This window comes from Bacillus sp. SCT118, assembly GCF_058566435.1.
This window is the reverse complement of the sequence record NZ_CP191225.1, coordinates 3,720,535-3,744,411: the sequence shown is the minus strand read 5'-3', so window position 1 is coordinate 3,744,411 and position 23,877 is coordinate 3,720,535. Positions and strand designations below refer to the sequence as shown.

Genomic DNA, 23,877 nt, shown 5'->3' with positions numbered 1-23,877 from the left:
AAAATTGGTTTCAAAGGAGAAGGAACAATGGATCAAACACGTACACTCGGCAAAACGAAGCTGAAGGTGAAGCGGATCGGATTCGGCGCGAATGCGGTCGGCGGGCATAATCTATTTCCAAATCTAAATGATGAAACAGGGAAGGATTTAGTGCGCACGGCATTGGATGGAGGCGTCAATTTTATCGATACCGCCTTTATATATGGATTGGGGCGATCTGAAGAATTAATCGGCGAAGTCTTACAGGAACGCGGCGTGCGGAATGAGCTCATCATCGCCACCAAAGGAGCTCATAAAGAAGTGGACGGCAGCATTGAATTAGACAATAGCCGGGGGTTTCTTCGCAGCGAGGTCGAGAAGAGCCTGAAGCGGCTGAAAACAGATTACATTGATTTGTATTATGTTCACTTTCCGGATGGAAAAACACCTCTCGCTGAAGTGGCGGGCACTTTGAAAGAGCTGAAGGATGAGGGGAAAATCAAAGCAATCGGCGCTTCGAACCTCGATTATCAGCAATTGCAGGATTTTAATGCTGACGGCTATTTGGAGATCTTCCAGGCCGAATATTCTCTCATACAGCGTGATGCCGAGAAAGAGCTTCTTCCGTACTGTGAAAAACAAGGCATCTCCTTTATTCCTTACTTTCCGCTTGCGTCCGGACTGCTGACAGGAAAATTCACGCGAGACACAGTCTTTGATGATTTCAGAAAGGATAAACCTCAATTTCAGGGTGAAACGTTTATCCACAATCTCAAAAAAGTAGATAAGCTGAAAGCAGTAGCGGAGGAAAAACAAGCGGATACGGCACATGTCGCCTTGGCGTGGCTGTTAACGAGACCGGCGATTGATGCCATTATTCCAGGAGCTAAACGACCTGAGCAATTACAGGATAACCTGAAAACCTTGAACATTGAACTGACCGAAGACGAAGTGAATTTCATCAGCGACATTTTTAAATAAAAAGGAAATAGCCGTCAAGGCTATTTCCTTTTGGTGTTTTATTCTTTGATGAATGCTTCGACTAATTCTGCTGCTCTGTAATCATCCATATCAAGCTGCCATTGGTCGATGTCATTTTTCTTCATTTTCACTTCAACTGTTTTTTCAGATGAAGCAGGTCCAAGCTTTTTGAATTCCTCAGGATAGACTTGAAGCGCGTATTTCACTGCCTCTTCATAGCTGGCACTAGAGTTTTTACTGTAGTAGTCTTTCACTTTGTCTTCGATACGGTCTGAAAGAGAAGATGCATCTACAGGTTTAACTGTGGCTTCAACAATTGCTTCGTCTTTAGAGATTGAAGTCGTTTTTGCCTGAATGGAAGAGTTTTTGCTTAATCCCTCTTTAATGCCGTTCACGATATTATCAAGCGCTTTGCTGTCCGCATATGTGCTGGAAAGGCCGGAAGCTGAGAGATAACCGTCTTTGGCTGATTCATTAAAATCATTTACAATTTCATTTTTGTTAGCGCCGGTGATTTTTTCGAAATCGGCGTTATCTTTGCCGAAAAGAAGGACATCAACATAAGCTGATAACGCTTTTGCAGAATCTTGGAGCTTATCTGCCGTCGCCAGGATTTTTTTGTCTTTTCCGTCAATTTTAAAAGTAACTGATTTTGGCTTTTTATCACCGTAAGATTCCGGCGTATAGTTAAGCTCGTATTGCTTGCCTTTATCTACAACGAAGAAAAGATTTCCTTCAACGGATTTGTCAGCGTTAATCGTGCTGCCTTGAAGCTTTTCGCTATAGTCTTCAGGGTCTGTGTCAGACATTTTGGTATCACCTTGATACAATGTGAAATCCATACTGTCTACATTCAGCGGGTCTTTTCCTGTGTTTTTCACCGCGACATTGACTTTTAACACAAGCTGGTCATCTGAAGTGGACTTATCATATTTAGACGGAAGCGTGTAAGAGACATCCTTGATTTTGACTTGAGCTATATCTGAGCTTTTTTCTGTTTCTGATTCTTTCTTCTCCGCGCTTGTTTTGCTGCCGGAACAAGCAGCTGTAAACATCATCAGCAGAAGAATTAGGAAAACAGCGTACGTTTTTTTCTGAAACATTCATTTTTCCTCCTCAAATGGTTTAGGAAAGGGGAGTCTTTTGTCTTTGAGAAATGGATCTTTTTGAATGGATTAGCATCATATAACCAAAAAAATCAGTTCTTTTCTCACGGTTTTCACCGGATTTTCTGGAAACTCCGCCCTCCTTTGTCATGAATGGACCTATAAAAAGTTACAACGGAATTAATTTTAAGATTATTAGCTTTTATATTGAATAGGTTCATCATCCTATTTTTGGTGAAAAATGTTCTGGTAAAACTGGTAAACTCAGAAAACTGTGTATTTTAGACTATTACTTTTTGATTAGTTGGAGGGAACTTAAGAAGGATGAAAGGGGCTGCCTTTGTGAAGAAAGAGGGACTGAAACAAAAAGCACTGGAAATCGGCCGGGTGCCGACACACTTAAAACTGGAAATTGAAGATTATGGCGGTGATGACAAAAGAGCTCATTTTTGTTGGGCAGATCCTCAGGATGAGAATATCGGCATTATCGTGGAACTTGGACCGGACGGAGAGCTGGAATCCCTTTCCCGTGATATTGAACCTGAAAGCGGAGAAAGGCTGTCTGAGGAGAAACTAGAGGATATCATGCGCCAATTTGTCGAGACTCATCATCCGGGGGCACTCTCTGCCTTTGTTCGTGAAGAAAATGACCGTGCATACGGCAATAAAGTGAGATTTTCATATGTTCAAATGGAGGCTGGGCTTCCTCTCCCCATGAGCGGATTTATGGCTGATGTTTCCTTATCAGGTGAGATCGTTTACTTCCGCTATTACGGCGAAGCAGGCAGCATCATCAAGCCAAAGAGGGTCGCGGATGTTGAAGAGGCACTTGCCTTTATCAAGAAGGACGTGGAGTTCGACCTTTTGTTTCAGGTTCTCCATCGTTCTGTTTACGAAAATGGAGATGATCAGCCGCATTTGGTGTATGAGCCTGAATGTAGGGCGATTACCGTACCTGCGGATTTGGTTCAAGAAGAACAAGGAGGAGTTGATGATGACGATAATTACAGGGAGCCTGAGAGCTTTCCTCTCCCTTTATTCGAGGGCATCCACGAAAAGGCCGATCCTGACAGCATGATTGGTATTGAAAATGGGTTTGTCAAAGAGCGGGAAGCGGATTTGGGAGATGGGAGAATCGGAATCGTTTGGCGGAATCCGGATGACCCTGTGTATCAGCCGGCGGATAAAAGCATGGACAGCTGGTTTAAGGGACGGACTCATCAAGTGCTGAAAACCATCTATAATAAAGAAACCGGAAAACTCGAAGGCGTCATGTCATTTATGGAGGAAAAAGGGCCGCTGACAGTAACTTTGGCAGAGTGTGAAAAAATCGCGCTTCGCTTTCTGTTTGCTTTATTTCCGAATGCCGATCAATATTTTAGGATCAGATACGACGAAAAGGATGAAGAGGAAAACGCAGTCGCTGTTTTTACATTTGAAGCGCATTGTCACGGAGTTCCGATCCGATTTGGGCAGATCAAAATTTGTGTCAGCCGCCAGACAGGGTATATCACCGTTTATATGGGACCGGATATTGACCCAAATGAGCTGGCAACCATTAATCCTGTGCCGGCCATTTCAGTTGAACAAGCCAAGTCTATCTTTTGGCAGCATTTTAAAGTTGAGCTTGGCTGGGAAAGAGAATATCACGATAATGAAGAACACAGCTACCGGCTCGTCTATAGGCCGGTGTATCCGCATTTTATCGATGCACATACAGGAGAGGCTGTCTTCAGCTTATGGTGAAACAGTCAAAAGTCACGCAATTGCCTCGGATATAGAAGAGAGTATGTGATGAAAGTAACAGAAAGAATCTCGAAAAACAATGACAATAATAGAAAAGGACCTTTCTTCACTTTAAATGAAGAAAGGTCTTTTTATATAATAAACGGGATTCTCTTTGTCGTAGACTCTTTGAAAGGGATGACTTCATTGGTTAATAAACAGCTGAAAAAGAAGGCGCAGGAGATCGGAAATGTACCGACGCATTATGAGCTTGAGATAGAAGATTACGACCAAAAGCAAAAGAAGAACGGGCAGGCATATTTTATCTGGAAGGACCCTAAAGATCCGGAAAAGCACATTACAGTTGAACTTAGAAATGACGGCGCTTTGCTCACCTTTTCAACAACTGTCCGCTCCGAGACAGACAAACAACTTCCAGATGCCGAGCTGAAGCTGACGGCTCTTCAGTTTGCCGCTGCCAATCATCCCGGCACATTTATGAATTTTCATTTTCAAGGCAAGGAAGAACGGGGGCAGCACATCCGGTTTGTCTATACCAAAATAGAGCTGGGGCTTCCGATTCCCAATTCAGGCTTTTTAATTGATATGACACGAAGCGGTCAGATTGTCCACTTTCTATATTACGGGGAAGGGCATAAAGCCGAAGTTCCGACAGAATTTGTAGCAAAAGAGAAGGTTGTGTCCCATTACTTAAACACAATGTCTTTTGAGCTGATGTACGATGTCATTGATGGCGAACAGGAACCAAGGCTTGTTTATGAACCGATTCTCCCGGGATACAGCTATCCCGCAGATATAGACGAAATTGTGCCCGACCAGCATATCGCAGATGAAAGAATAGAAAACACGGCGCCACTGCCGCCGCTTCAGAACAAGGAAGAAGTTGATATATTTGCCTTGCTGGGTTTTACCTCTGATATGCAGAAAGTCAGTGAAAGAGACTTTGGAGAACAAATTGGAAGCACATGGCGCAGGGGCGCTGCGCCGGAGCGTAAGGATTTAAGCATAGGAAGCTATTTTGAAACGAGAAATAAAAACACAATCAAAATGAAGACGGATAAAAGAACTGGAAAATTAAAAGCAGCGCTTTCTTTTATGGAGCGGCCGAACAACCGCCAATGCTCCACGGAAGAATGCCAAGAGATAGCGCTTCAATTTTTGTATGCCCTCTATCCGAGAGCGGCTGAGTTTTTCAGGGTGAATCCCGTCCGAATTGATGAGAGAGGGAGAGTCCGCAACCATTTTTCTGTCTGGTATAAAGGAGTGCCGCTGCGGTTCGGCGCTGCCCGCATCATTGTCAATCCGGAAACTGGGTTGATTGACGCTTTTATGGCGCCTGATATTGAACCTGAACAATTGGAAGCGATAAATCACAGGCCGGATGTTTCCGCTGAAGAAGCGAGAGAAGCGTTTTTAGCCGCTTTTGATGTGAAGCTGGAATGGCAGCCTGATTTTACTGCAGGCAGTGACCAGCACTACAAACTTGTCTATAAGCCGGTTTACCCTTCCTATATTGATGCGCACATAAGGAAAAAGAAAAGGCTGTGAGGGGTGTCTAGTTAGGAATCATCTCCAAGTGGGGGTAGTCCTTGAATCGTTTCCAATCCCCGCCCCATTCAAAACCGAGTGTCTTAGCGATCCCGACAACCTCCAGCCAATCTGATTTTCCGTTTTGATTGCCGTCATATTCCATATCCCATATGATGCTTCCATCCTTTTTTTGAAGGGCGAAATCAATCGCTAAACCATAGTTATGATACGATTCCCCTCCTCTTGCATAGGTGACAATATTCCCTTTTTTTGTACGTCCCTGTTTATATAATTCATCTTGTTCCTTAAAGGACCTGAATCCTTCAGTAATGACGACGGTAATGCCTTTATTCGCTGCAGCGGCTTTGAGTGCATCGGCATTCTGCTTCACAATCGGATGAAGATCCGAAGGGACAGGCATGTCCTGCAAGGCGTTTTGAGAATGCCATTCATGCCGAATATAACTAAAACAAAGATCTAGAAGAAATAGAATACATAGAATACATAAGATGACAAATGTTTTTGCGGGTAACTTCATATCGGTCTCACTTTCTCAAGATGTGCTGAATGTTAACGCTTTCAAGTGATTGACTCTCTCTAAAAGCGAACAGCTATGATAAAATATAACATAAATAGTAGCAGGAGGAAGGAGGCAGACCGATGAGAGCAAAGATTCCATCAGAAGAAGTAGCAGTAAAGCTGAATGAATGGTACAAGCTCATTCGCGCATTTGAAGCAGATCAAGCAGAAGCGTTAAAGCAGGAGATTGAATACGATTTAGAAGATATGGAAGAGAACCAGGACTTGCTTTTATATTTTTCTTTGATGGAATTCCGCCATCGAATCATGCTTGATAAGCTGATGCCGGTGAAAGACAGCGACACCAAGCCTCCGTTCTCTGATATGCTGAACGAAATTGAAAGCAATCAGCAAAAACTCACGGGCTTATTGGAATACTACTTTTATTATTTCAGAGGAATGTACGAATTCAAGCAGAAAAATTTCATATTAGCGATCGACCATTATAAACATGCCGAGGAAAAGCTCGAGTATGTCGAGGATGAGATCGAAAAAGCTGAGTTTCTTTTTAAAGTCGCAGAAGTGTATTATCACATCAAACAAACGTATTTTTCCATGAATTATGCGAGCCAGGCGCTTGATATCTATACGAAATATGAACTGTACGGTCGCCGCCGAGTTCAGTGTGAATTTATCATCGCCGGAAATTTGACCGATGTGTATCATCATGAAAAAGCACTGACCCACTTGTGCAGCGCTTTAGATCATGCCAGGCAGCTTGAAGAAGCATACATGATCGCCGCTGCCTATTATAATGTCGGACACTGTAAGTACAGTCTGGGTGATTACAAAGAAGCGGAGGGCTATTTCAAAACAGCCGCCGCCATTTTTGAGGAGCACAACTTTCAGCAAGCTGTTCAAGCTGTATTTTCACTGACCCATATCTACTGTAAAGAGGGAAAATACGACAAGGCAGTAGAGGCGTATGACCGCGGGATAAAGAGCGCGGATGAATGGGAGGATGACATGTACTTGACGAAATTCCGCCTCATTCATGAGCTGTATCTTGGAAGCGGCGACCTGAACGTGCTTACAGAATGCTTTGACCTGCTGGAATCCAGGCAGCTTCTTGCCGACGCCGAAGATCTGCTGCATGATACAGCGGAACGTTTCAATCAGCTGGAACATTACGAGTCCGCCGCTTTCTTTTACCGCAGGCTGATGAATATTAAAAAGAAGCTTGCCGAGCAGCGTTTTCAATAGGAAATGGCAGAGAACTACAGGTTCTCTGCTTTTTTTGTGCTGTTTTCAACTCGGAAAAACAGGGTATTTTCCACTGCATAGTGAGAAATCAGAGGAGGATATCAAGTATGTACAAAGATTTAACCGGAAAAACAGCGATTGTGACAGGGTCTTCAAAAGGAATCGGGAAAGCCATTGCGGAACGGTTCGGACAGGAGAAAATGAATGTTGTTGTAAACTACCACAGCGACCCGTCTGGAGCCGATGAAACTCTGGAAATCATTAAGCAGAACGGAGGGAAAGCCGTCGCAGTTGAGGCGGACGTGTCAAAAGAAGAGGGGATTCAGGCGCTCTTGGACACAGCTTTAGAGCATTTCGGCACGCTCGATGTGATGGTAAACAACTCCGGTTTTAACGGAGTTGAGGCGATGCCGCATGAGATGAGTCTTGAAGATTGGCAGAGAGTGATTGATGTCAATGTTACCGGAACCTTTCTGGGAGCAAAAGCAGCACTTAACCACATGATGAAAAACAATATCAAGGGCAATGTGCTGAATATCTCAAGTGTTCATCAGCAGATTCCGCGCCCAGTCAACGTTCAGTATTCCACATCCAAAGGCGGCATCAAGATGATGACGGAAACGCTGGCGCTCAATTATGCGGATAAAGGAATCCGCGTCAATGCGATAGCGCCCGGCACCATTGCCACAGAATCAAATGTTGATACGAAAAAGGAAGAGAGCAGGCAAAAACAATTGAAAAAAATTCCGATGAAAGCCTTCGGAAAGCCTGAAGAAGTGGCGGCAGCAGCAGCTTGGCTCGTATCTGAGGAAGCAAGCTATGTGACCGGCACAACACTTTTCGTCGACGGCGGAATGACACTTTATCCATCTCAGCTTGAATAGAAGACAAAACAGGGGGATTGCGGGATGAAAACAGACTGGTGGAAGGATGCAGTGGTGTACCAAATTTACCCGAGAAGCTTTCAGGACAGCAATGGAGACGGAATTGGGGATTTGCGGGGGATTATTTCCCGTCTTGACTACATAAAGGAGCTCGGGGCAGATGTGATTTGGATTTGCCCGATCTATCCTTCTCCGAATGTTGATTACGGCTATGATGTGACAAACCATAAGGCGATTATGGATTCTTACGGAACAATGGACGATTTTCACGAGCTGCTGGACCAGGTTCATCAGCGGGGATTAAAGCTGGTGATGGACTTTGTGTTAAATCACACCTCGGTCGAGCATCCGTGGTTTAAAGAAGCGGAGCTGGACAAAAACAGTAAATACCGCAGCTATTATTATTGGCGTCCCGGCACAAAGAAAGGTCCGCCGACGGACTGGCTCTCAGACTATGGATGCCCGGTCTGGCAATACGAGGAGCACACCGGAGAATACTATCTCCATATGAATGCCGTCAAACAAGCTGATTTAAACTGGGAAAATCCCGAAGTTCGCCAGGCGGTGTATGACATGATGAAATTTTGGCTCGATAAAGGGGTCGACGGTTTGCGAATTGATCAGCTCCATCTCATTTCTAAGAAAGAATATCTTCCTTCGTATGAGGACTATATCAATCAGCAGGCAGAGCCGAGGCCCTTTCAGCCAAATGGCGAAAGAATCCATGACTATTTAAAAGAAATGACAGATGAAGTGTTTTCTCAATATGATGTCTTGTCTGTCGGAGAGGTCGGCAGTGTCACACCGGAAGAAGGCCTGAAATATACGGGAACAGATAAGCATGAGCTGAATATGATTTTTCACTTTCAGCATATGGAGCTTGATCAGCAGCCCGGAAAAGAACATTGGGATTTGAAGCCCCTTGAGCTTTCTGATTTAAAATCGGTTTTGACAAAATGGCAAAAGAAGCTTGAACATCAAGGCTGGAATACATTGTTTTGGTGCAACCACGACCAGCCCCGGATTGTGTCCAGATTCGGAGACGATGGGGAATACCGTAAAACATCAGCGAAAATGCTGGCAACCGTACTTTATTTTATGAAGGGCACGCCGTATATTTATCAGGGAGAAGAAATCGGGATGACAAATGCGCCGTTTACCCGGATTGAAGACTACAAAGATATCCAAACGATCAATATGTATCATAAACGGGTGTTTGAAAAAGGCTATGATCCAAATGATGTGATGAGATCGATCTTAGCCAAAAGCCGGGATCACGCCCGGACCCCGATGCAGTGGAACAGCGGCAAAAATGCCGGATTTACTGACGGCACGCCTTGGCTGAAGGTCAATCCGAACTTCACCGCAATCAATGTGGAGGAAGCGCAGGGAGATCCTGATTCGGTCTTAATCTATTACAAAAAGCTGATCAGCCTGAGAAAGCAGTACGCTGACCTCATGAAAGGGAGCTTTGATCTTTTGCTTCCGGACGATCCGCAGTTGTTTGTATACATGAGAGAAAACAGTAAACAGCAGCTTTTGTCGGTCAATAATTTTTCAAAAGAGCAGGCTGTTTTTCAGTGGCCTAAGAACTGCGGCAAAGCTCAGGCCTCTCTGCTTCTCAGCAATTATAACAACGATGATCTTGCTGACGAAATGGTGTTCCGGCCTTATGAGAGCAGGGTCTATCTTCTGGACAAAACAAACTAATGATTGAAGTAGCCCGGCATTCTTAGCCGGGTTTTTTTAGTACATATATTCGCTCTGCAGGCGGGAAGAATAAATGAAAATGAAATTTATTCTTGCAAAACGTAATGACTTCGGTTTATTATGATATAGGATTACAAAATCGTTATCATTTTGATTTAAAGTTACTGAAAAAGAGGGGATATACGATATGTTTAAAAAATGGAGCGGTTTGTTTGTGATTGCAGCGTGCTTTTTATTAGTTGCAGCATGCGGCAACTCATCAACAAAAGGGTCGGCGGATTCAAAGGGTGATAAACTGCACGTTGTCACAACGTTCTACCCGATGTATGAATTCACAAAACAAATTGTAAAAGACAAAGGCGATGTGGATCTGTTAATCCCATCTTCCGTTGAACCGCATGATTGGGAACCGACGCCGAAAGACATTGCCAACATTCAGGATGCTGATTTGTTCGTTTATAATAGTGAATACATGGAGACATGGGTTCCGTCAGCTGAAAAAAGCATGGGCCAAGGCCATGCCGTTTTCGTTAATGCAAGCAAAGGCATTGATTTAATGGAAGGCTCTGAAGAAGAACACGAAGAGCATGATCATGGAGAGCATGAGCACAGTCATGCAATGGACCCTCACGTATGGCTCAGCCCTGTTCTGGCACAGAAGGAAGTTAAAAATATTACGGCGCAAATCGTGAAGCAGGACCCGGATAACAAAGAATACTATGAGAAAAATAGTAAAGAATATATTGCAAAACTGCAGGATCTTGATAAACTATATCGTACAACCGCAAAAAAAGCGGAGAAAAAAGAATTTATCACGCAGCATACAGCTTTTGGCTATCTGGCAAAAGAATACGGCTTGAAGCAGGTTCCGATTGCAGGGCTTTCACCTGACCAAGAACCGAGCGCAGCCAGCTTGGCAAAGCTGAAAACATATGCCAAAGAACATAATGTAAAAGTCATTTACTTTGAAGAAATTGCATCCTCAAAGGTCGCAGATACGCTCGCCAGTGAAATCGGCGCGAAGACAGAAGTGCTGAATACACTGGAAGGCTTGAGCAAAGAAGAACAGGATAAAGGTTTAGGGTATATCGACATTATGAAACAAAACCTCGATGCCCTGAAAGATTCACTATTGGTTAAATCATAAGATAGTGTGCGCCGGAGGGTGCACACTATTTCTTTGTGAGAAAGGAAGATTAACATGAATCTCGTCTCATTGAAAGATATCGTTTTCGGCTATTCCCATACGCCTGTTTTAGATAAAGTATCACTTGATATTGAAAGCGGTGAGTTCGTCGGCATCACTGGACCAAACGGCGCCTCTAAATCGACGCTCATAAAGGTAATGCTCGGCATGCTGAAACCGTGGGAAGGCACAGTGACGATCAGTAAAAGGAATACAGAAGGGAAACGCCTGACCATAGGGTACGTCCCGCAGCAAATTTCTTCATTTAATGCCGGCTTTCCGAGCACGGTGCTGGAGCTTGTTCAATCAGGCCGCTACACAAAAGGGAAATGGTTTAAACGTTTAAATGAAGAAGATCATCTTGAAGTAGAAAAAGCACTGAAAATGGTGGAAATGTGGGAGCTCCGCCATCGTAAAATCGGTGATTTATCAGGCGGACAGAAACAGAAAATCTGTATCGCCAGAATGCTTGCCAGCAACCCGGATCTGCTGATGCTGGACGAACCGACGACAGCTGTTGATTACGACAGCAGAAAAGGATTTTACGAATTTATGCATCACCTAGTGAAAAATCACAACCGCACAGTTGTGATGGTTACTCACGAACAAAACGAAGTACAGCAATTTTTAGATAAAGTGATTCGATTAGAGAGAGGAGAAAAAGGCGGATGGAAATGTTTGACTTGGAATTCATGCGACGAGCTTTTCTAGCAGGCGGCATGATCGCCGTCATGGCTCCGATACTAGGAGTGTATCTCGTTCTCAGAAGACAGGCCTTAATGGCTGACACACTTTCACATATCTCATTGTCAGGTGTTGCCATCGGCTTTTTTCTCAGCACCAATATAACCGCAGCAAGCATAGTCGTCGTGACCATCGGCGCAATCGGAATTGAATACATGCGGCGGGCGTATCGGACTTATTCAGAAGTGTCCATTGCCATCTTGATGGCAGCTGGTTTGTCCTTCGCGATGTTTTTAATCAGCCTTTCCAAAGGCACAGCCAATATGAGCATCGATCAATACCTATTTGGATCGCTTGTGACAGTCAACCAGCAGCAGGTCTATATTATCAGTATTATCACACTGCTGATCCTGCTTTATTTTATCGTACTGAAAAGGCCGCTCTACCTGCTGACGTTTGATGAAGCAACAGCCAAAACATCGGGAATCAATACAAACGTTCTCTCGTTGTCATTCAGTATTGTCACAGGCCTTGCGATTTCAGTCATTATTCCGATCATCGGGGTCCTTCTTGTCTCGGCCCTGCTCGTATTGCCGGCAGCATTCGCCATCAGAATTGCAAAAGGCTTTAACATGGTTTTCATTACAGCCATACTCATTTCGTTATTCAGTGTATTTACGGGACTGACATCATCCTATCAGCTCGGGACGCCGCCAGGTCCGTCTATTACCCTGCTATTGATCGTTTTGCTATTAATCGGATTTGCAGTTCAGGGAGTTTGGACGTTTATCAAAAAAGAAGCTCAGCGCAAAAAAAGGCGCCGATAACATGAAAAGCAGTTTTCCCCAGGGAAAACTGCTTTTTTTATAGAAACAATCCGGCAAGGCGCTCATACGATTCTTTTTTCGCCTCAAAATCAAATACATTGCACAGTACCATGATTTCATTTGTTTCATAGCGGTCTGTGAGGTCTAACAGCTGTTGTTTGACAGTGGTTGGAGAACCGATCACCATCCGCTTTCTGTTTTCTTCTATGAGTTTTTTATCGGACGCTGTGTAGAGATGGGCTTTCGCTTCCTCGATGCTTGGCACGCGGCTGTCCAAGCCTTTTCCGACGCGAAGAAGCCACAAATCCTGGCTTAATGCGAGTTCTTCTGCCTCTTCATCTGTTTTTGCGCAAATGACAAAAATCGTAAACAGTGCGGATGGATTCGAAAAATGGGCTGAGGGCCGAAAGCTTTCCCGGTAGATGCGGAATGCATTTTCTCCTCGCTCGGGATTAATGAAATGCCCAAATACATATCCAATCCCCTGGTGCGCCGCGCGTCTTGCGCTGTTTTCACCAAGACCGAGCACCCATAGCTCGGGTGCCGTACCAATAAGGGGCGCCGCTTTGATTCCGGCATACGGATGGTCGGGAGGAAGGGAATCTGTTAGAAAATAAGAGACATCCTGCAGCTGTCTGTTAAATTCGGTTAAGCTTTTTTTCACCCCGTCCGTTAATGCAAGCCTGGTTTTTGTCGTGCCGCCGGGAGAACGACCGACGCCGAGGTCAATCCGGTTTGGATACAGGGCCTCAAGCTGGCGAAAGGTTTCAGCCACTTTAAATGGGCTGTATTGGGGCAGAAGCACGCCGCCTGATCCGACACGAATGGTGTTTGTCTGTGCTGCGATGCGGGCGATCATGATTTCAGGCGCTGTGCTTGCCAGTCCTTTCGTGCTGTGATGCTCGGCAAACCAATAACGCTTATAGCCCCACTCTTCGCTTAATTGGGCAAGCTCAACCGAATGCTGAAGAGTTGTCACAGGGCTTTCTCCTTTAGAAACAGGTGCCTGATCAAGTATGCTTAAATGAATCAAAAGGCCGCTTCCTTTCTGTCTGTTTTTAGATGGTGACACAAGAATAGGCAAAATGACTTGCCCGCGTCAAATGGTTTGTTTAAGAAGCGCACTTTATAGCATTTGCAAATCATATATCAAATATGGAAGTTTTTTTTCGAGGTTTTTCGTCAATTATTCTTAACTTTTACGAAACTTTGATATAATAACAAACGTATATATTAGTAATTTACGGCTTATTTTCCTTGTGAGCGTAAAAATAAATGTGACTATCCTCACATTTCGATGAGTAGGAGTGAATCGTGTGGCAATTTCTTTAGAAAAAGGTCAACGAATTGATTTAACAAAAGGAAAAGCCGGTCTGTCAAAATTGATGGTCGGTCTCGGCTGGGACCCAGTGTCCTCAGGCGGAGGATTCTTCAGCAAACTGCTTGGCGGAGGCGGTCCGAATATCGACTGTGACGCTTCAGTGCTGATGCTGGAAAACGGAAAATTTACCGATAAGAAAAACCTGATTTATTTCGGCAACCTGAAAAGCCGCTGCGGCGGTGTACAGCATACAGGCGACAACCTGACGGGTGACGGTGCGGGCGATGACGAGCAAATTATGATAGATTTAGATAAAGTGCCTGCAAACATCGATAAGCTTGTATTTGTAGTAAACATTTACGATTGTGTCAGAAGAAAACAAGATTTCGGCATGATTCAAAATGCGTTTATCCGCGTAGTTGATCAATCTCATCATGAAGAAATGCTCAAGTACAATTTGAGAGACAATTATGCCGGCAGAACAAGCCTGATTACAGCAGAAATCTACCGCAGCGGCAGTGAGTGGAAGTTTGCGGCGATCGGTGAGGGCACAAACGATACGAGATTAGAAGATATTATCAGCAGATACGTATAAAAGAAAAGGAGTGGATGAAACATGACAATTTCATTGGCAAAAGGACAAAAAGTAGATTTAACAAAAACAAATCCGGGTCTTTCAAAGGTTGTTGTCGGTTTAGGCTGGGATACGAACAAGTATGACGGCGGGCACGACTTTGATCTTGACTCAAGTGTGTTTCTGTTAGACGCTGCAGGCAAATGCGCATCTCCAAACGACTTTATTTTCTACAACCAGCTTGAAGGCGGCAACGGTTCAGTCGTTCATTCAGGCGACAACCTGACTGGTGCTGGCGAAGGCGACGATGAGAATGTAAAAGTAAATCTCAGCGCTGTACCGGCAAACATTGATAAAATCTCATTTGTTATTACCATTCACGATGCAGAAGCGCGCAGCCAAAACTTTGGACAAGTATCAAACGCGTTTGTCCGCATCGTAAATGAAGAAACAAATGAAGAGCTCATCCGTTACGATCTTGCAGAAGATTTCTCTATTGAAACGGCAATCATTGCAGGGGAGCTTTACAGACATAACGGCGAGTGGAAATTCTCCGCAATCGGCTCAGGCTACCAAGGCGGCCTTGCCCGCATTGCAACAGACTACGGTTTGCAAGTCGGTTAAGACAAATACGAAGAGCAGAAAGGAGAGAGGCAGTATGGCCATTCAATTATCAAAAGGACAGCGCATTGATTTAACAAAAACAAATCCGGGACTGACAAAAGCGGTGATCGGCTTAGGCTGGGATACAAACAAGTACTCTGGCGGAGAGGATTTTGACCTGGATGCTTCGGCCTTTTTAGTTGATGCGCATGATAACTGCGTAAATGATCTCGATTTCGTCTTCTATAATAACCTTGAACATCCGAGCGGCGGTGTCATCCATACGGGTGACAACCGCACGGGTGAGGGCGACGGAGATGATGAGCAGATTATCGTTGATTTCTCAAAAATCCCTGCTCACATTGAGAAAATCGGCATCACAGTGACCATTCACGACGCTGAAGCACGCAGCCAAAACTTTGGACAAGTTTCCAATGCATTTGTCCGCGTTGTGGATGAAGAAACGCAGAATGAGCTTCTTCGCTTCGATTTGGGAGAAGACTTCTCCATTGAAACAGCTGTTGTCGTTTGTGAGCTTTACAGACACGGCGACGAGTGGAAATTCAATGCGATCGGCAGCGGATTTTCCGGCGGGCTGGCTGCATTGTGCCGGAATTACGGTTTGCAAGTGTAAGCGAGTGACAAATAGAGAAGTCACCGTTTCAAATTAATAGGAGGAAAAAACTTGGACTTTTTACATCATATTTTGTCTACGTATGCTTCATTTTTCGATTGGAAAATGTGGGGGGAAGTTCTGACTGATCCTGTTTCTTGGGGTTTGATCGGTTCCCTTGTTGTTCTGGAAGGCCTTTTATCGGCCGATAACGCGCTTGTTCTTGCGGTCATGGTTAAACACCTGCCGGAAAAACAGCGGAAAAAAGCGTTAACGTATGGTTTGTTTGGAGCTTATATTTTCAGGTTTATTTTCATCGGGCTCGGTATGCTTCTCATTAAATTCTGGTGGATCAAGGTGCTTGGCGCGCTTTACCTGGCTTGGCTCGTCATTAAGCACTTCTGGATAGGCGAAAAAGAAGAGGAAGCGGACGGCATGAAGAAAAACTCTTGGATGGTCCGCACGTTCGGGATCTTCTGGGCGACTGTCATTTCAGTAGAATTAATGGATCTTGCCTTCTCTGTGGACAGCATCCTGGCCGCGTTTGCAGTATCTGAAAAAGTATGGGTGCTTCTGATCGGCGGTATGCTTGGTATTTTAATGATGCGTACAGTGGCAAAAGTGTTCCTTGTGCTGATTGATAAAATTCCTGAGCTGGAAAACACAGCATTCGTCTTAATCGGCATTATCGCGCTGAAAATGGCGGGGAGCGCTTTCCATTACGAAATGCCGCACTCCGTATTCTTCATCATCATTATCGCTGCATTTGCGGTAACATTGATTATTCACTACATCAATAAACAAAAGCAGGTGCGCGAACAAACAGCCGCTTCAAAAGAAGAATAAAACAAAACAAGGAGGGAGGTTCAATGTCCTTCCTTTTTTGTTACCGAAATATCGTTCAATGACAAACCGGAAAGGAGGATATGATGAGACAAGAAGAACTAACCATTCATAAAGCACTTCCGGCTGATGGCGATTGGAAAAGCCTGCTGTTTCAGCCATTGCCGGAGCGGGATCACTATGAAACTGCACAAGGCCTTTCTTTTTCTCGTCTTGCCGGTCAGATATTGGGCACGCCTATTGATGAGACGGACTACTATAACGAGCTGTATGAGCTGTCTGTAAACGACCGCATAACGATTTTGAGTGAAACGCTTGATAAAACAATCGAACCGGAAACATTTCAAAAGCTTCAGCATATTCATTCCATCAATCAGAAAGAAAAAGGGCTGTCAGTCAGCCGCTTTGTTGCCTTTCTGGACGGGGAAAAGCTGATTGCGAAGCACTCAAATCCCCTGATGCACCGCCATTTAAGAAAAGCGCTGATGACGCTTTTACATACCTTTGCGGACAGTCATGAAAAGGGGCTGAATCATCCTGATTTTCGCAGAGTGCTGCTTGATGTCTCGAAGTTTTCCTTAAACCACCTGAATCCTTGGCTGGAAAAAACCGATATAGAGCGGGAGTTGCCGAAGGTTGTTTGGTATGGAGATGCGACGAAAAGCCAGCTCTATTTCTTATATTATCTGATGCTAGTCGGCTGTGATGTACTACTGTTCCATCCGGCGGGAACGGATCAGCTGGCGCTTGTCGACCCGAAGCAGGAGCTCGGTTTTACGGAAAAGCTCCCGGATGTTTCGGAGCTTCAGCCGTTTCCGAAAGAAAAACCAGACCGGAAATCAACAGTGGCTTACCGCTCAACAAAGGAAATTGAACATGTGCTGAATCACGAGGAATCTATGCTGTATAAGCCGTGGCAGTTCAGAGATCACACACCGGTGTCCGTTACGCTGAAAACGACCTATGATGAATTGTTTTTAATCACGAAAGAACGCGCCTTTATTCGGCCGAATTTCAAAGCAGATAAACATTCAATTGAGATTCCGAATGTATTCGCCAAAATTATGGGCGTGTCGAAAGACAATAAGGAATATTGGAACAGGCTTCATACTCTAGCGGATTATCAGGAAACAGAAATGGTAAGAAGCTTTCCATTTACAGAAGAAATAAAGTCGAACTATCAATTTCACTACAGCCACGCACTTGATCAAGAAGGGAACATTGATCCGGACAAGCTGATGGCAAGCAATGTGTGGCAGTACAAACAGCTGCCGGCGGGCGTTCAGACTGCCATTGCCAAAACGATCTCGAGAATGTGCAGGCACCCGCGGCTTAAGGCTTTGCATCAGGAACAAGTCAAGGATGTTCAAATCTATTTGTTTAAACAAACAACAAACCTGCCTGCTAATCTGCTGAAATTGATTCAAATGTTCGACTATGCGCAAACCGTTCCGAAACTCGTTTTATATCATACGGAAATGAGCGGCGGACTCACGCGATCGGATGCTGCCGCCCTGCTGTTCCTGAATGAAATCGGAATCGATATCATCATTTATAATCCGCCCGGACACCAAGATATTGAGCAGTTTATTGAAGAGGACCAGTATGATATCCACTGGCTGGACGACATGGTGTTTCAGCAGGACTACAAAGAGCCTTCGCTTGTGAAAAGGCTCTTCAGAACCATTACCCAAAAATAAGGAGAGAAGAAAAGCATGACAACAGAAAATCAAAATCCGCTTGTTCTCGATAAAAATGAAGAGATTTCCCAGCAAAAAGCTGACGATATTCGTCTTCAGCTCCGTCAGGAACCAGAAGTAAAGCGGCTTGCTCAACAAATTGACGTCAAAAACCAAATGGAGCTGCTTGAGTATGGCAAGGAGCCGGCCGTTGAAATATCCAAGTTCTCTGACCGCATCTTGGGGATGATGAAAACAACAAGCGTGACAGACTCCGGCACAATGCTGACTCAGCTTGGGAAAATCATGGACCGCTTCGACAAAAATGATTTTGATGAGCCAAAGGGATTAATGGCGAAAATTTTCAAACGCGGCGGCAGCATGATTGAAAAAATCTTTAAAAAGTATCAGACACTTGGCGGAGAGATTGAAAAAATCCACGTTGAGATTTCAAAATACAAAGATGAGATGACGAAGACGAACTACACGCTCGATGAAATGTATGAAAACAATATCAAATACTATATGGAGCTTGAAAAATACGTCGTTGCCGGGCAGATGAAACTGGAAGAGATGCAGTCGATCCTTCCTTCATATGAGGAAAAAGCGGCAAGCGGGAACCAGCTGGCGCAAATGCAGCTCGATACGTTGCGCAACGGCATTCAGGCGCTTGAGGAACGGGTGTATGATCTGGACATGGCACGGATGGTGGCGCTTCAAACCGCACCTCAAATCCGTCTCCTGCAGCGAGGAAATGCAAAGCTGATCGGGAAAATCAACTCCGCGTTTATCATTACCATTCCGATTTTCAAAAACGGCATTATTCAGGCTGTTACGGTAAAGCGGCAAAAGCTTGTGGCTGATTCCATGAGCGAGCTTGACCGCCGGACAAACGAGATGCTGAAACGAAATGCTGAAAACATCTCGAGCCAAAGTGTTGAAATTGCCAGAATGGCCGGCAGACCGAGCATAGATATTGAAACGATCGAATCGTCTTGGAACACCATTGTCAGCGGCATGCAGGAAACAAAACAAATCGAGGAAGAAAACAAACGCCTCCGCGAAGACGGCGCGAAACGAATTGCACAGCTTCAGGATAATATTAAAAAAGCAGCATTGCAGCAATAATAAAAACCCCGCTTGTGGAACATAAGCGGGGTTTTTCATTTACATCATTTAGTTAATGACAATGTGTAAAGACAGGTGTAAACTTAAACGGTAATCATTTTGCATATCAGAGGTGTTGGCAATGGGAAAACAACAGCCTATATCCCAGCGTAAACTGCTGGGCGTCGCCGGTTTGGGGTGGCTGTTTGATGCAATGGATGTCGGAATATTATCGTTTATTATCGCCGCGCTCCATGTAGAGTGGAATCTGTCGCCCGAGGAAATGAAATGGATCGGAAGCGTCAATTCCATCGGCATGGCTGCGGGTGCGTTTTTGTTTGGTTTGCTTGCTGATCGAATCGGCCGCAAAAAAGTGTTCATCATCACCCTTTTATGCTTTTCCATCGGAAGCGGCATTTCCGCTTTTGTGACGAGCTTATCGGCATTTCTAATCCTTCGTTTCGTGATTGGTATGGGACTTGGCGGCGAGCTTCCAGTCGCTTCAACACTCGTTTCGGAAGCGGTTGTGCCTGAAAAGCGAGGCAGAGTGATTGTGCTTTTGGAAAGCTTTTGGGCCGTGGGCTGGCTCGCAGCGGCCTTGATTTCTTACTTTGTGATACCAAGCTTCGGCTGGCAGGCTGCCCTTCTGTTAACTGCGCTGACTGCTTTTTATGCGCTGTACCTGCGGACGAGTCTGCCTGATTCGCCGAAATATGAATCGCTTTCTGCCAAAAAGAGGTCGGTGTGGGAGAATGTAAAAAGCGTCTGGGCAAGACAGTATATACGGCCGACCGTAATGCTGTCGATCGTTTGGTTCTGTGTGGTGTTTTCTTATTACGGCATGTTCTTATGGCTGCCGAGTGTCATGCTGCTGAAAGGCTTCAGCATGATTCAAAGCTTTGAATATGTCCTGCTGATGACGCTTGCTCAGCTACCGGGCTATTTCTCTGCCGCCTGGCTGATTGAAAAAGCAGGCCGGAAGTGGATACTCGTCATTTACTTGATTGGTACAGCAGGAAGCGCCTATTTCTTCGGAACGGCGGATTCCTTAAGTCTTCTGCTTACGGCTGGAATGCTGTTATCGTTTTTCAATCTCGGTGCGTGGGGCGTGCTGTATGCTTATACCCCGGAGCAATACCCGACTGCGATTCGAGCAACAGGTTCAGGAACGACAGCAGCGTTTGGAAGAATCGGCGGCATCTTCGGGCCTTTGCTCGTCGGAACCCTGGCAGCCCGTCATATTTCGTTTTCGGTCATCTTTTCAATCTTTTGCATTGCAATCTTACTCGCGGTTGCTTGTATTTTGATTATGGGGAAAGAAACGAAACAAACTGAGCTGGAATAGGAAAAGCACCTCTTGAAAGAGGTGCTTTCAGCGTGTCGACAAACCCTCGCATTCGTTGTCAGGACTGCGCTTCGGTGCTCAATGCGAAGTGGATCAACGGCTAAATTCTCAGGCGTCCTGCCTAAACGCCGCCGTCATCACATCCTGTGAATGTCCGCTCCTATGCTCGTCCTTCCTAGACTTCAAGGGTTTTCAATCACGCTGAAAAGATGACAAAATCCTAAAATGAAAACCATTTTAGGATTTTGTCAACAATCTGAGGCACCTCTTGAATGAGGTGCTTTTTTTACAATTGCGCCCGGGCTGCGGATTGGCGTTTCCCGGTTTTACTGATTGTTTGGTAGAGCGTCATAGAAAGTATGAACAGAATGGCAGTAAATCCTGTGACAGCTCCGAAATGCTGTGTGCTTTGATATAAAAAACCTGCAATACTTGTACCGACAGTGGTTCCGGCATACATAGCGGCATTGGAAAGGGAAGCGATGGTTCCTCGCGCATTTGGTGCAATGGATTGAAAGACACTCATCATTAACGGAAAGATGATGCCAGCTGTAAAGAACGTGAGAAAAAAGCCGGCTTCTACAAAAAACAAGTTTGGAAAGAACGGAAGAGCGAAATAGAGAGCGCCCATTAGCAGCATCCCGCTGATCAGTGTTTTAAACATGCCCAGCTTTTCTGAAACCCGGCTGCCGATAAGGCTCCCGAGCATATTTCCCAGTCCGAGTACAAGCATAGCTGCGCCAATTTGTGACACGGTTAAATGATAATCTGCGGAAAGCCAAGTACCCAGAAAGCTGAACGAAGCGAAGTTTCCGGTTTGAAACAGAAAATAGGCAAGCAGAATAACCGATGTTTTCGGCAATGAAAAAAGCTCCCGATAGGGGTTTACAATTGATGGGCGTATCAATTGTTCAGAAGGCCGGATATCAGGCATGACCGCCGCCAGGATCAATAGAAGAATAAGCGAGCACGCTGACAAAACGAAAAATGGCGTATGCCATGTAAAGGAAGCGAGAAACCCTCCAATAGGAAGTCCGAGCATTTGTGAAGCGGCCAAACCTGCTGTCGCAATCCCCATGCCTTTTATGATCTGAGAAGGGTGGACAATGACTGGGATGGACGCCCAAATTTGAGGCGTTACAAACGCAGCGCTAACGCCTGCGGCAAAACGGAACAGGCACATGGCGGCAAAAGAGGGAGCGATGCCGCATAAAAACGTGGATACGATAAAGCCTGCAAGTCCCCACAGCATGACTGTTTTCCTGTTCAGCCGGTCTGAGATTGGGCCTGCAATGAAAGCGAAGAGCGCATAACCGAGTGCATAAGCACTGACCATCCAGCCTGACAAATCAGTAGAAACATGAAACTGATCCTGTAAAAGGGGGAGAAGCGGCGAAAGCAAAAAGGTATCCGTGCCAATGACAAACATGACACTGAAGAAAAGCCAAATGCGATTCAAATTTTATCACTCCTATTGTTTTATAACTTTGAAACTATAAAACAGATATGTATAGAGAAAACCCTTTGTTAGAGGGTTTCCAAAAAGCCAGGCAGGTAAGTTTGAAATGTGTCTTCACGCAGACTGACGTATTTTGTCCGCGAATCTTTCCGAGTTGCCGTCAATCCCGCTTCACGCAGCGTTTTAAAATGATAAGATGCCGTGGTTTTGACAATATTGCACTTTTCACCTACTTCACCGCAGCTGAGTTCTTTTCCGCTGACATAAAGCGTACGAATAATGGCAAGCCTTGATTCATCAGACAGTGCTTTGAAAATTTGCGCTCTGATTTGATCATCTGATTGTTTCATAGTCATGAAACTATAATACATAATGGGTGTTGAAAAAGCAACTTATTTTTCCAGTAAAGGAGCAGGAAGTCATAAGAGGAAGGAGGAATTCAATTCCAATAAAAGCGTTTTCAACTAAAGATAGGCGAAAAATCACCCGTAAAATACAATCATATAGGAGGATTACAGAGCATTTAGAAGCATAAATAAGATTATGTGGTCACATGGATGTTTATAAAGAAATGGTACAGAATAAAAGAGAATATGCTGTTTGTGCGGGGAGTTACATAAATGTTACGGTAATAAAGATTGCTTAATATGGAGGGAAAATATGAGTGTAGATGAGAAACCAATTAAGATAAAAGTCGAGAAAGTCTCTAAGATTTTTGGAAAACAAACAAAGAAGGCAGTTCAAATGCTTGCCAACGGAAAGACAAAAAAAGAGATCCTGAAAGCAACCGGATCAACCGTTGGGGTTAATCAGGCAGATTTTGAAGTATATGATGGTGAGATATTTGTCATCATGGGTCTATCAGGGAGCGGTAAATCAACTTTAGTACGGATGTTAAACCGGCTTATTGAACCGACTGCCGGAAGTATTTACATTGATGGTGACATGATAACAAATATGTCAAAAGACCAGCTCCGGGAAGTCCGCCGGAAAAAAATCAGCATGGTCTTCCAAAAGTTCGCTCTGTTCCCGCACAGAACGATACTTGAAAACACAGAATACGGACTGGAGCTTCAAGGCGTAGACAAACAAGAGCGGGAGCAAAAAGCGCTTGAGTCTCTTAAGCTCGTCGGGCTCGAAGGATTTGAACATCAATATCCAGACCAGCTCTCCGGCGGGATGCAGCAGCGTGTCGGCCTTGCCCGCGCGTTGACGAATGATCCTGACATCCTTCTGATGGACGAAGCGTTCAGTGCGCTTGATCCATTGATTCGTAAAGATATGCAGGATGAGCTCCTTGATCTTCACGATAATGTTGGAAAAACAATTATTTTTATTACGCACGACTTGGATGAAGCGTTGCGGATCGGCGACAGAATTGTCCTAATGAAGGACGGTAACATCGTTCAGATTGGCACGCCTGAAGAAATCTTGATGAATCCATCTAACGAATATGTTGCAAAATTCGTCGAGGATGTTGATTTGTCTAAAGTCCTCACAGCAGGCCACATTATGAAACGCGCTGAAACAGTGCGGATTGATAAAGGGCCTCGCGTAGCATTGACGCTGATGAAAAACCTTGGAATTTCTTCGATTTACGCAGTGGATAAACAAAAGAAATTGTTAGGTGTTATCTATGCGTCTGATGCGAAAAAAGCGGCTGAGTCTGATTTGTCACTTCAAGACATCTTGAATACAGAATTTACGACTGTACCAGAGAATACGTATCTGACAGAGATTTTTGACGTTGTGTCTGACGCGAATATTCCAATTGCGGTTGTAGATGAGAAGCAAAGAATGAAAGGGATTGTCGTAAGAGGCGCGCTGATTGGCGCACTTGCCGGCAATAACGAGTATATCAATGCTGAAGGCACTGACGGACAAACTCAAGATCCTTCTGCACAGGAGGTGAAGTAAG

Annotated in this window: 23 protein-coding genes; 17 read left to right on the top strand and 6 right to left on the bottom strand. The window is 44.7% G+C overall.

What is annotated here, in order from left to right; translation table 11 throughout:
- Positions 1 to 27 precede the first annotated feature (27 nt).
- The gene (locus ACQVGT_RS19145) at positions 28 to 960 is read left to right on the top strand and encodes an aldo/keto reductase (protein ID WP_015382682.1); all 933 of its coding nucleotides are present in this window, start codon (positions 28 to 30) and stop codon (positions 958 to 960) included.
- A gap of 38 nt (positions 961 to 998) precedes the next feature.
- On the opposite strand, the gene ACQVGT_RS19140 is transcribed toward ACQVGT_RS19145, so the two are convergent.
- Together ACQVGT_RS19140 and ACQVGT_RS19135 are read right to left on the bottom strand one after the other, a co-directional pair.
- On the bottom strand, positions 999 to 2,063 hold the full coding sequence (locus tag ACQVGT_RS19140) for a DUF4352 domain-containing protein (protein WP_003234750.1): 1,065 nt from the start codon (positions 2,061 to 2,063) through the stop codon (positions 999 to 1,001).
- A 22-nt stretch (positions 2,064 to 2,085) separates the two neighbouring features.
- On the bottom strand, positions 2,086 to 2,217 hold the full coding sequence (locus tag ACQVGT_RS19135) for a hypothetical protein (protein WP_003246334.1): 132 nt from the start codon (positions 2,215 to 2,217) through the stop codon (positions 2,086 to 2,088).
- A gap of 173 nt (positions 2,218 to 2,390) precedes the next feature.
- Between ACQVGT_RS19135 and ACQVGT_RS19130 the strand changes: the two genes are divergently transcribed.
- Both ACQVGT_RS19130 and ACQVGT_RS19125 read left to right on the top strand, forming a co-directional pair.
- Positions 2,391 to 3,812, top strand: coding sequence for a YcdB/YcdC domain-containing protein (locus tag ACQVGT_RS19130; RefSeq protein ID WP_015382683.1), 1,422 nt, complete (start codon positions 2,391 to 2,393; stop codon positions 3,810 to 3,812).
- 186 nt (positions 3,813 to 3,998) lie between these two features.
- Entirely contained in the window at positions 3,999 to 5,360 is a 1,362-nt protein-coding gene (locus ACQVGT_RS19125; RefSeq protein ID WP_046340299.1) for a YcdB/YcdC domain-containing protein, read from the top strand.
- Between the two features lie 7 nt (positions 5,361 to 5,367).
- Here ACQVGT_RS19125 and cwlK read toward each other — a convergent pair whose 3' ends face one another.
- Positions 5,368 to 5,880 (bottom strand): peptidoglycan L-alanyl-D-glutamate endopeptidase CwlK, encoded by a 513-nt coding sequence (gene cwlK / locus ACQVGT_RS19120; RefSeq protein ID WP_041517631.1) that lies wholly within the window; start codon positions 5,878 to 5,880, stop codon positions 5,368 to 5,370.
- A 122-nt stretch (positions 5,881 to 6,002) separates the two neighbouring features.
- Here cwlK and rapJ point away from each other — a divergent pair, with 122 nt between their 5' ends.
- The 6 genes from rapJ to znuB all read left to right on the top strand — a co-directional run bounded on the left by rapJ (position 6,003) and on the right by znuB (position 12,415).
- Entirely contained in the window at positions 6,003 to 7,124 is a 1,122-nt protein-coding gene (rapJ, locus tag ACQVGT_RS19115) for a response regulator aspartate phosphatase RapJ (protein WP_015382685.1), read from the top strand.
- 107 nt (positions 7,125 to 7,231) lie between these two features.
- Entirely contained in the window at positions 7,232 to 8,008 is a 777-nt protein-coding gene (locus tag ACQVGT_RS19110; RefSeq protein ID WP_015382686.1) for an SDR family oxidoreductase, read from the top strand.
- A 24-nt stretch (positions 8,009 to 8,032) separates the two neighbouring features.
- Positions 8,033 to 9,718, top strand: a complete 1,686-nt coding sequence (locus tag ACQVGT_RS19105) for a glycoside hydrolase family 13 protein (protein ID WP_015382687.1) — start codon at positions 8,033 to 8,035, stop codon at positions 9,716 to 9,718.
- A 187-nt stretch (positions 9,719 to 9,905) separates the two neighbouring features.
- Complete coding sequence (locus tag ACQVGT_RS19100; protein WP_003234733.1) at positions 9,906 to 10,865, top strand: metal ABC transporter substrate-binding protein; 960 nt, start codon at positions 9,906 to 9,908, stop codon at positions 10,863 to 10,865.
- A gap of 54 nt (positions 10,866 to 10,919) precedes the next feature.
- Positions 10,920 to 11,615, top strand: coding sequence for a zinc ABC transporter ATP-binding protein ZnuC (gene znuC, locus ACQVGT_RS19095; protein ID WP_014475714.1), 696 nt, complete (start codon positions 10,920 to 10,922; stop codon positions 11,613 to 11,615).
- Entirely contained in the window at positions 11,573 to 12,415 is an 843-nt protein-coding gene (gene znuB, locus ACQVGT_RS19090; RefSeq protein WP_015382688.1) for a zinc ABC transporter permease ZnuB, read from the top strand. The genes znuC and znuB overlap by 43 nt, the downstream gene beginning before the upstream one ends.
- Before the next feature lie 37 nt (positions 12,416 to 12,452).
- On the opposite strand, the gene ACQVGT_RS19085 is transcribed toward znuB, so the two are convergent.
- A complete protein-coding gene (locus ACQVGT_RS19085) occupies positions 12,453 to 13,448 on the bottom strand; it encodes an LLM class flavin-dependent oxidoreductase (RefSeq protein ID WP_015482759.1) in 996 nt (331 codons plus the stop codon).
- 283 nt (positions 13,449 to 13,731) lie between these two features.
- On the opposite strand from ACQVGT_RS19085, the gene ACQVGT_RS19080 reads away from it, so the two are divergent.
- The 7 genes from ACQVGT_RS19080 (at position 13,732) to niaP (ending at position 20,500) form a co-directional block, all read left to right on the top strand.
- Positions 13,732 to 14,331 carry a TerD family protein gene (locus ACQVGT_RS19080; protein WP_015482760.1) on the top strand — a complete coding sequence of 200 codons (600 nt, stop codon included), beginning with the start codon at positions 13,732 to 13,734 and terminating at the stop codon, positions 14,329 to 14,331.
- Positions 14,332 to 14,352: 21 nt separating this feature from the next.
- Positions 14,353 to 14,934 carry a TerD family protein gene (locus ACQVGT_RS19075; protein WP_003234723.1) on the top strand — a complete coding sequence of 194 codons (582 nt, stop codon included), beginning with the start codon at positions 14,353 to 14,355 and terminating at the stop codon, positions 14,932 to 14,934.
- Positions 14,935 to 14,968: 34 nt separating this feature from the next.
- Complete coding sequence (locus ACQVGT_RS19070; protein WP_015482761.1) at positions 14,969 to 15,547, top strand: TerD family protein; 579 nt, start codon at positions 14,969 to 14,971, stop codon at positions 15,545 to 15,547.
- A 51-nt stretch (positions 15,548 to 15,598) separates the two neighbouring features.
- Positions 15,599 to 16,372, top strand: coding sequence for a TerC family protein (locus ACQVGT_RS19065; protein WP_003246458.1), 774 nt, complete (start codon positions 15,599 to 15,601; stop codon positions 16,370 to 16,372).
- 83 nt (positions 16,373 to 16,455) lie between these two features.
- A complete protein-coding gene (locus ACQVGT_RS19060; RefSeq protein WP_015482762.1) occupies positions 16,456 to 18,069 on the top strand; it encodes a YceG family protein in 1,614 nt (537 codons plus the stop codon).
- 15 nt (positions 18,070 to 18,084) lie between these two features.
- Positions 18,085 to 19,176: a toxic anion resistance protein gene (locus tag ACQVGT_RS19055; protein WP_015382693.1), complete on the top strand. Its 1,092-nt coding sequence runs from the start codon at positions 18,085 to 18,087 to the stop codon at positions 19,174 to 19,176.
- 121 nt (positions 19,177 to 19,297) lie between these two features.
- Complete coding sequence (gene niaP, locus ACQVGT_RS19050) at positions 19,298 to 20,500, top strand: niacin permease NiaP (protein WP_015252880.1); 1,203 nt, start codon at positions 19,298 to 19,300, stop codon at positions 20,498 to 20,500.
- 286 nt (positions 20,501 to 20,786) lie between these two features.
- On the opposite strand, the gene ACQVGT_RS19045 is transcribed toward niaP, so the two are convergent.
- The gene (locus ACQVGT_RS19045) at positions 20,787 to 21,959 is read right to left on the bottom strand and encodes an MFS transporter (protein ID WP_015382694.1); all 1,173 of its coding nucleotides are present in this window, start codon (positions 21,957 to 21,959) and stop codon (positions 20,787 to 20,789) included.
- 68 nt (positions 21,960 to 22,027) lie between these two features.
- Positions 22,028 to 22,330: an ArsR/SmtB family transcription factor gene (locus tag ACQVGT_RS19040; RefSeq protein WP_010886398.1), complete on the bottom strand. Its 303-nt coding sequence runs from the start codon at positions 22,328 to 22,330 to the stop codon at positions 22,028 to 22,030.
- Between the two features lie 289 nt (positions 22,331 to 22,619).
- Between ACQVGT_RS19040 and opuAA the strand changes: the two genes are divergently transcribed.
- Positions 22,620 to 23,876, top strand: coding sequence for a glycine/proline betaine ABC transporter ATP-binding protein OpuAA (gene opuAA, locus ACQVGT_RS19035; protein WP_015382695.1), 1,257 nt, complete (start codon positions 22,620 to 22,622; stop codon positions 23,874 to 23,876).
- The last annotated feature ends 1 nt before the right edge of the window (position 23,877 follow it).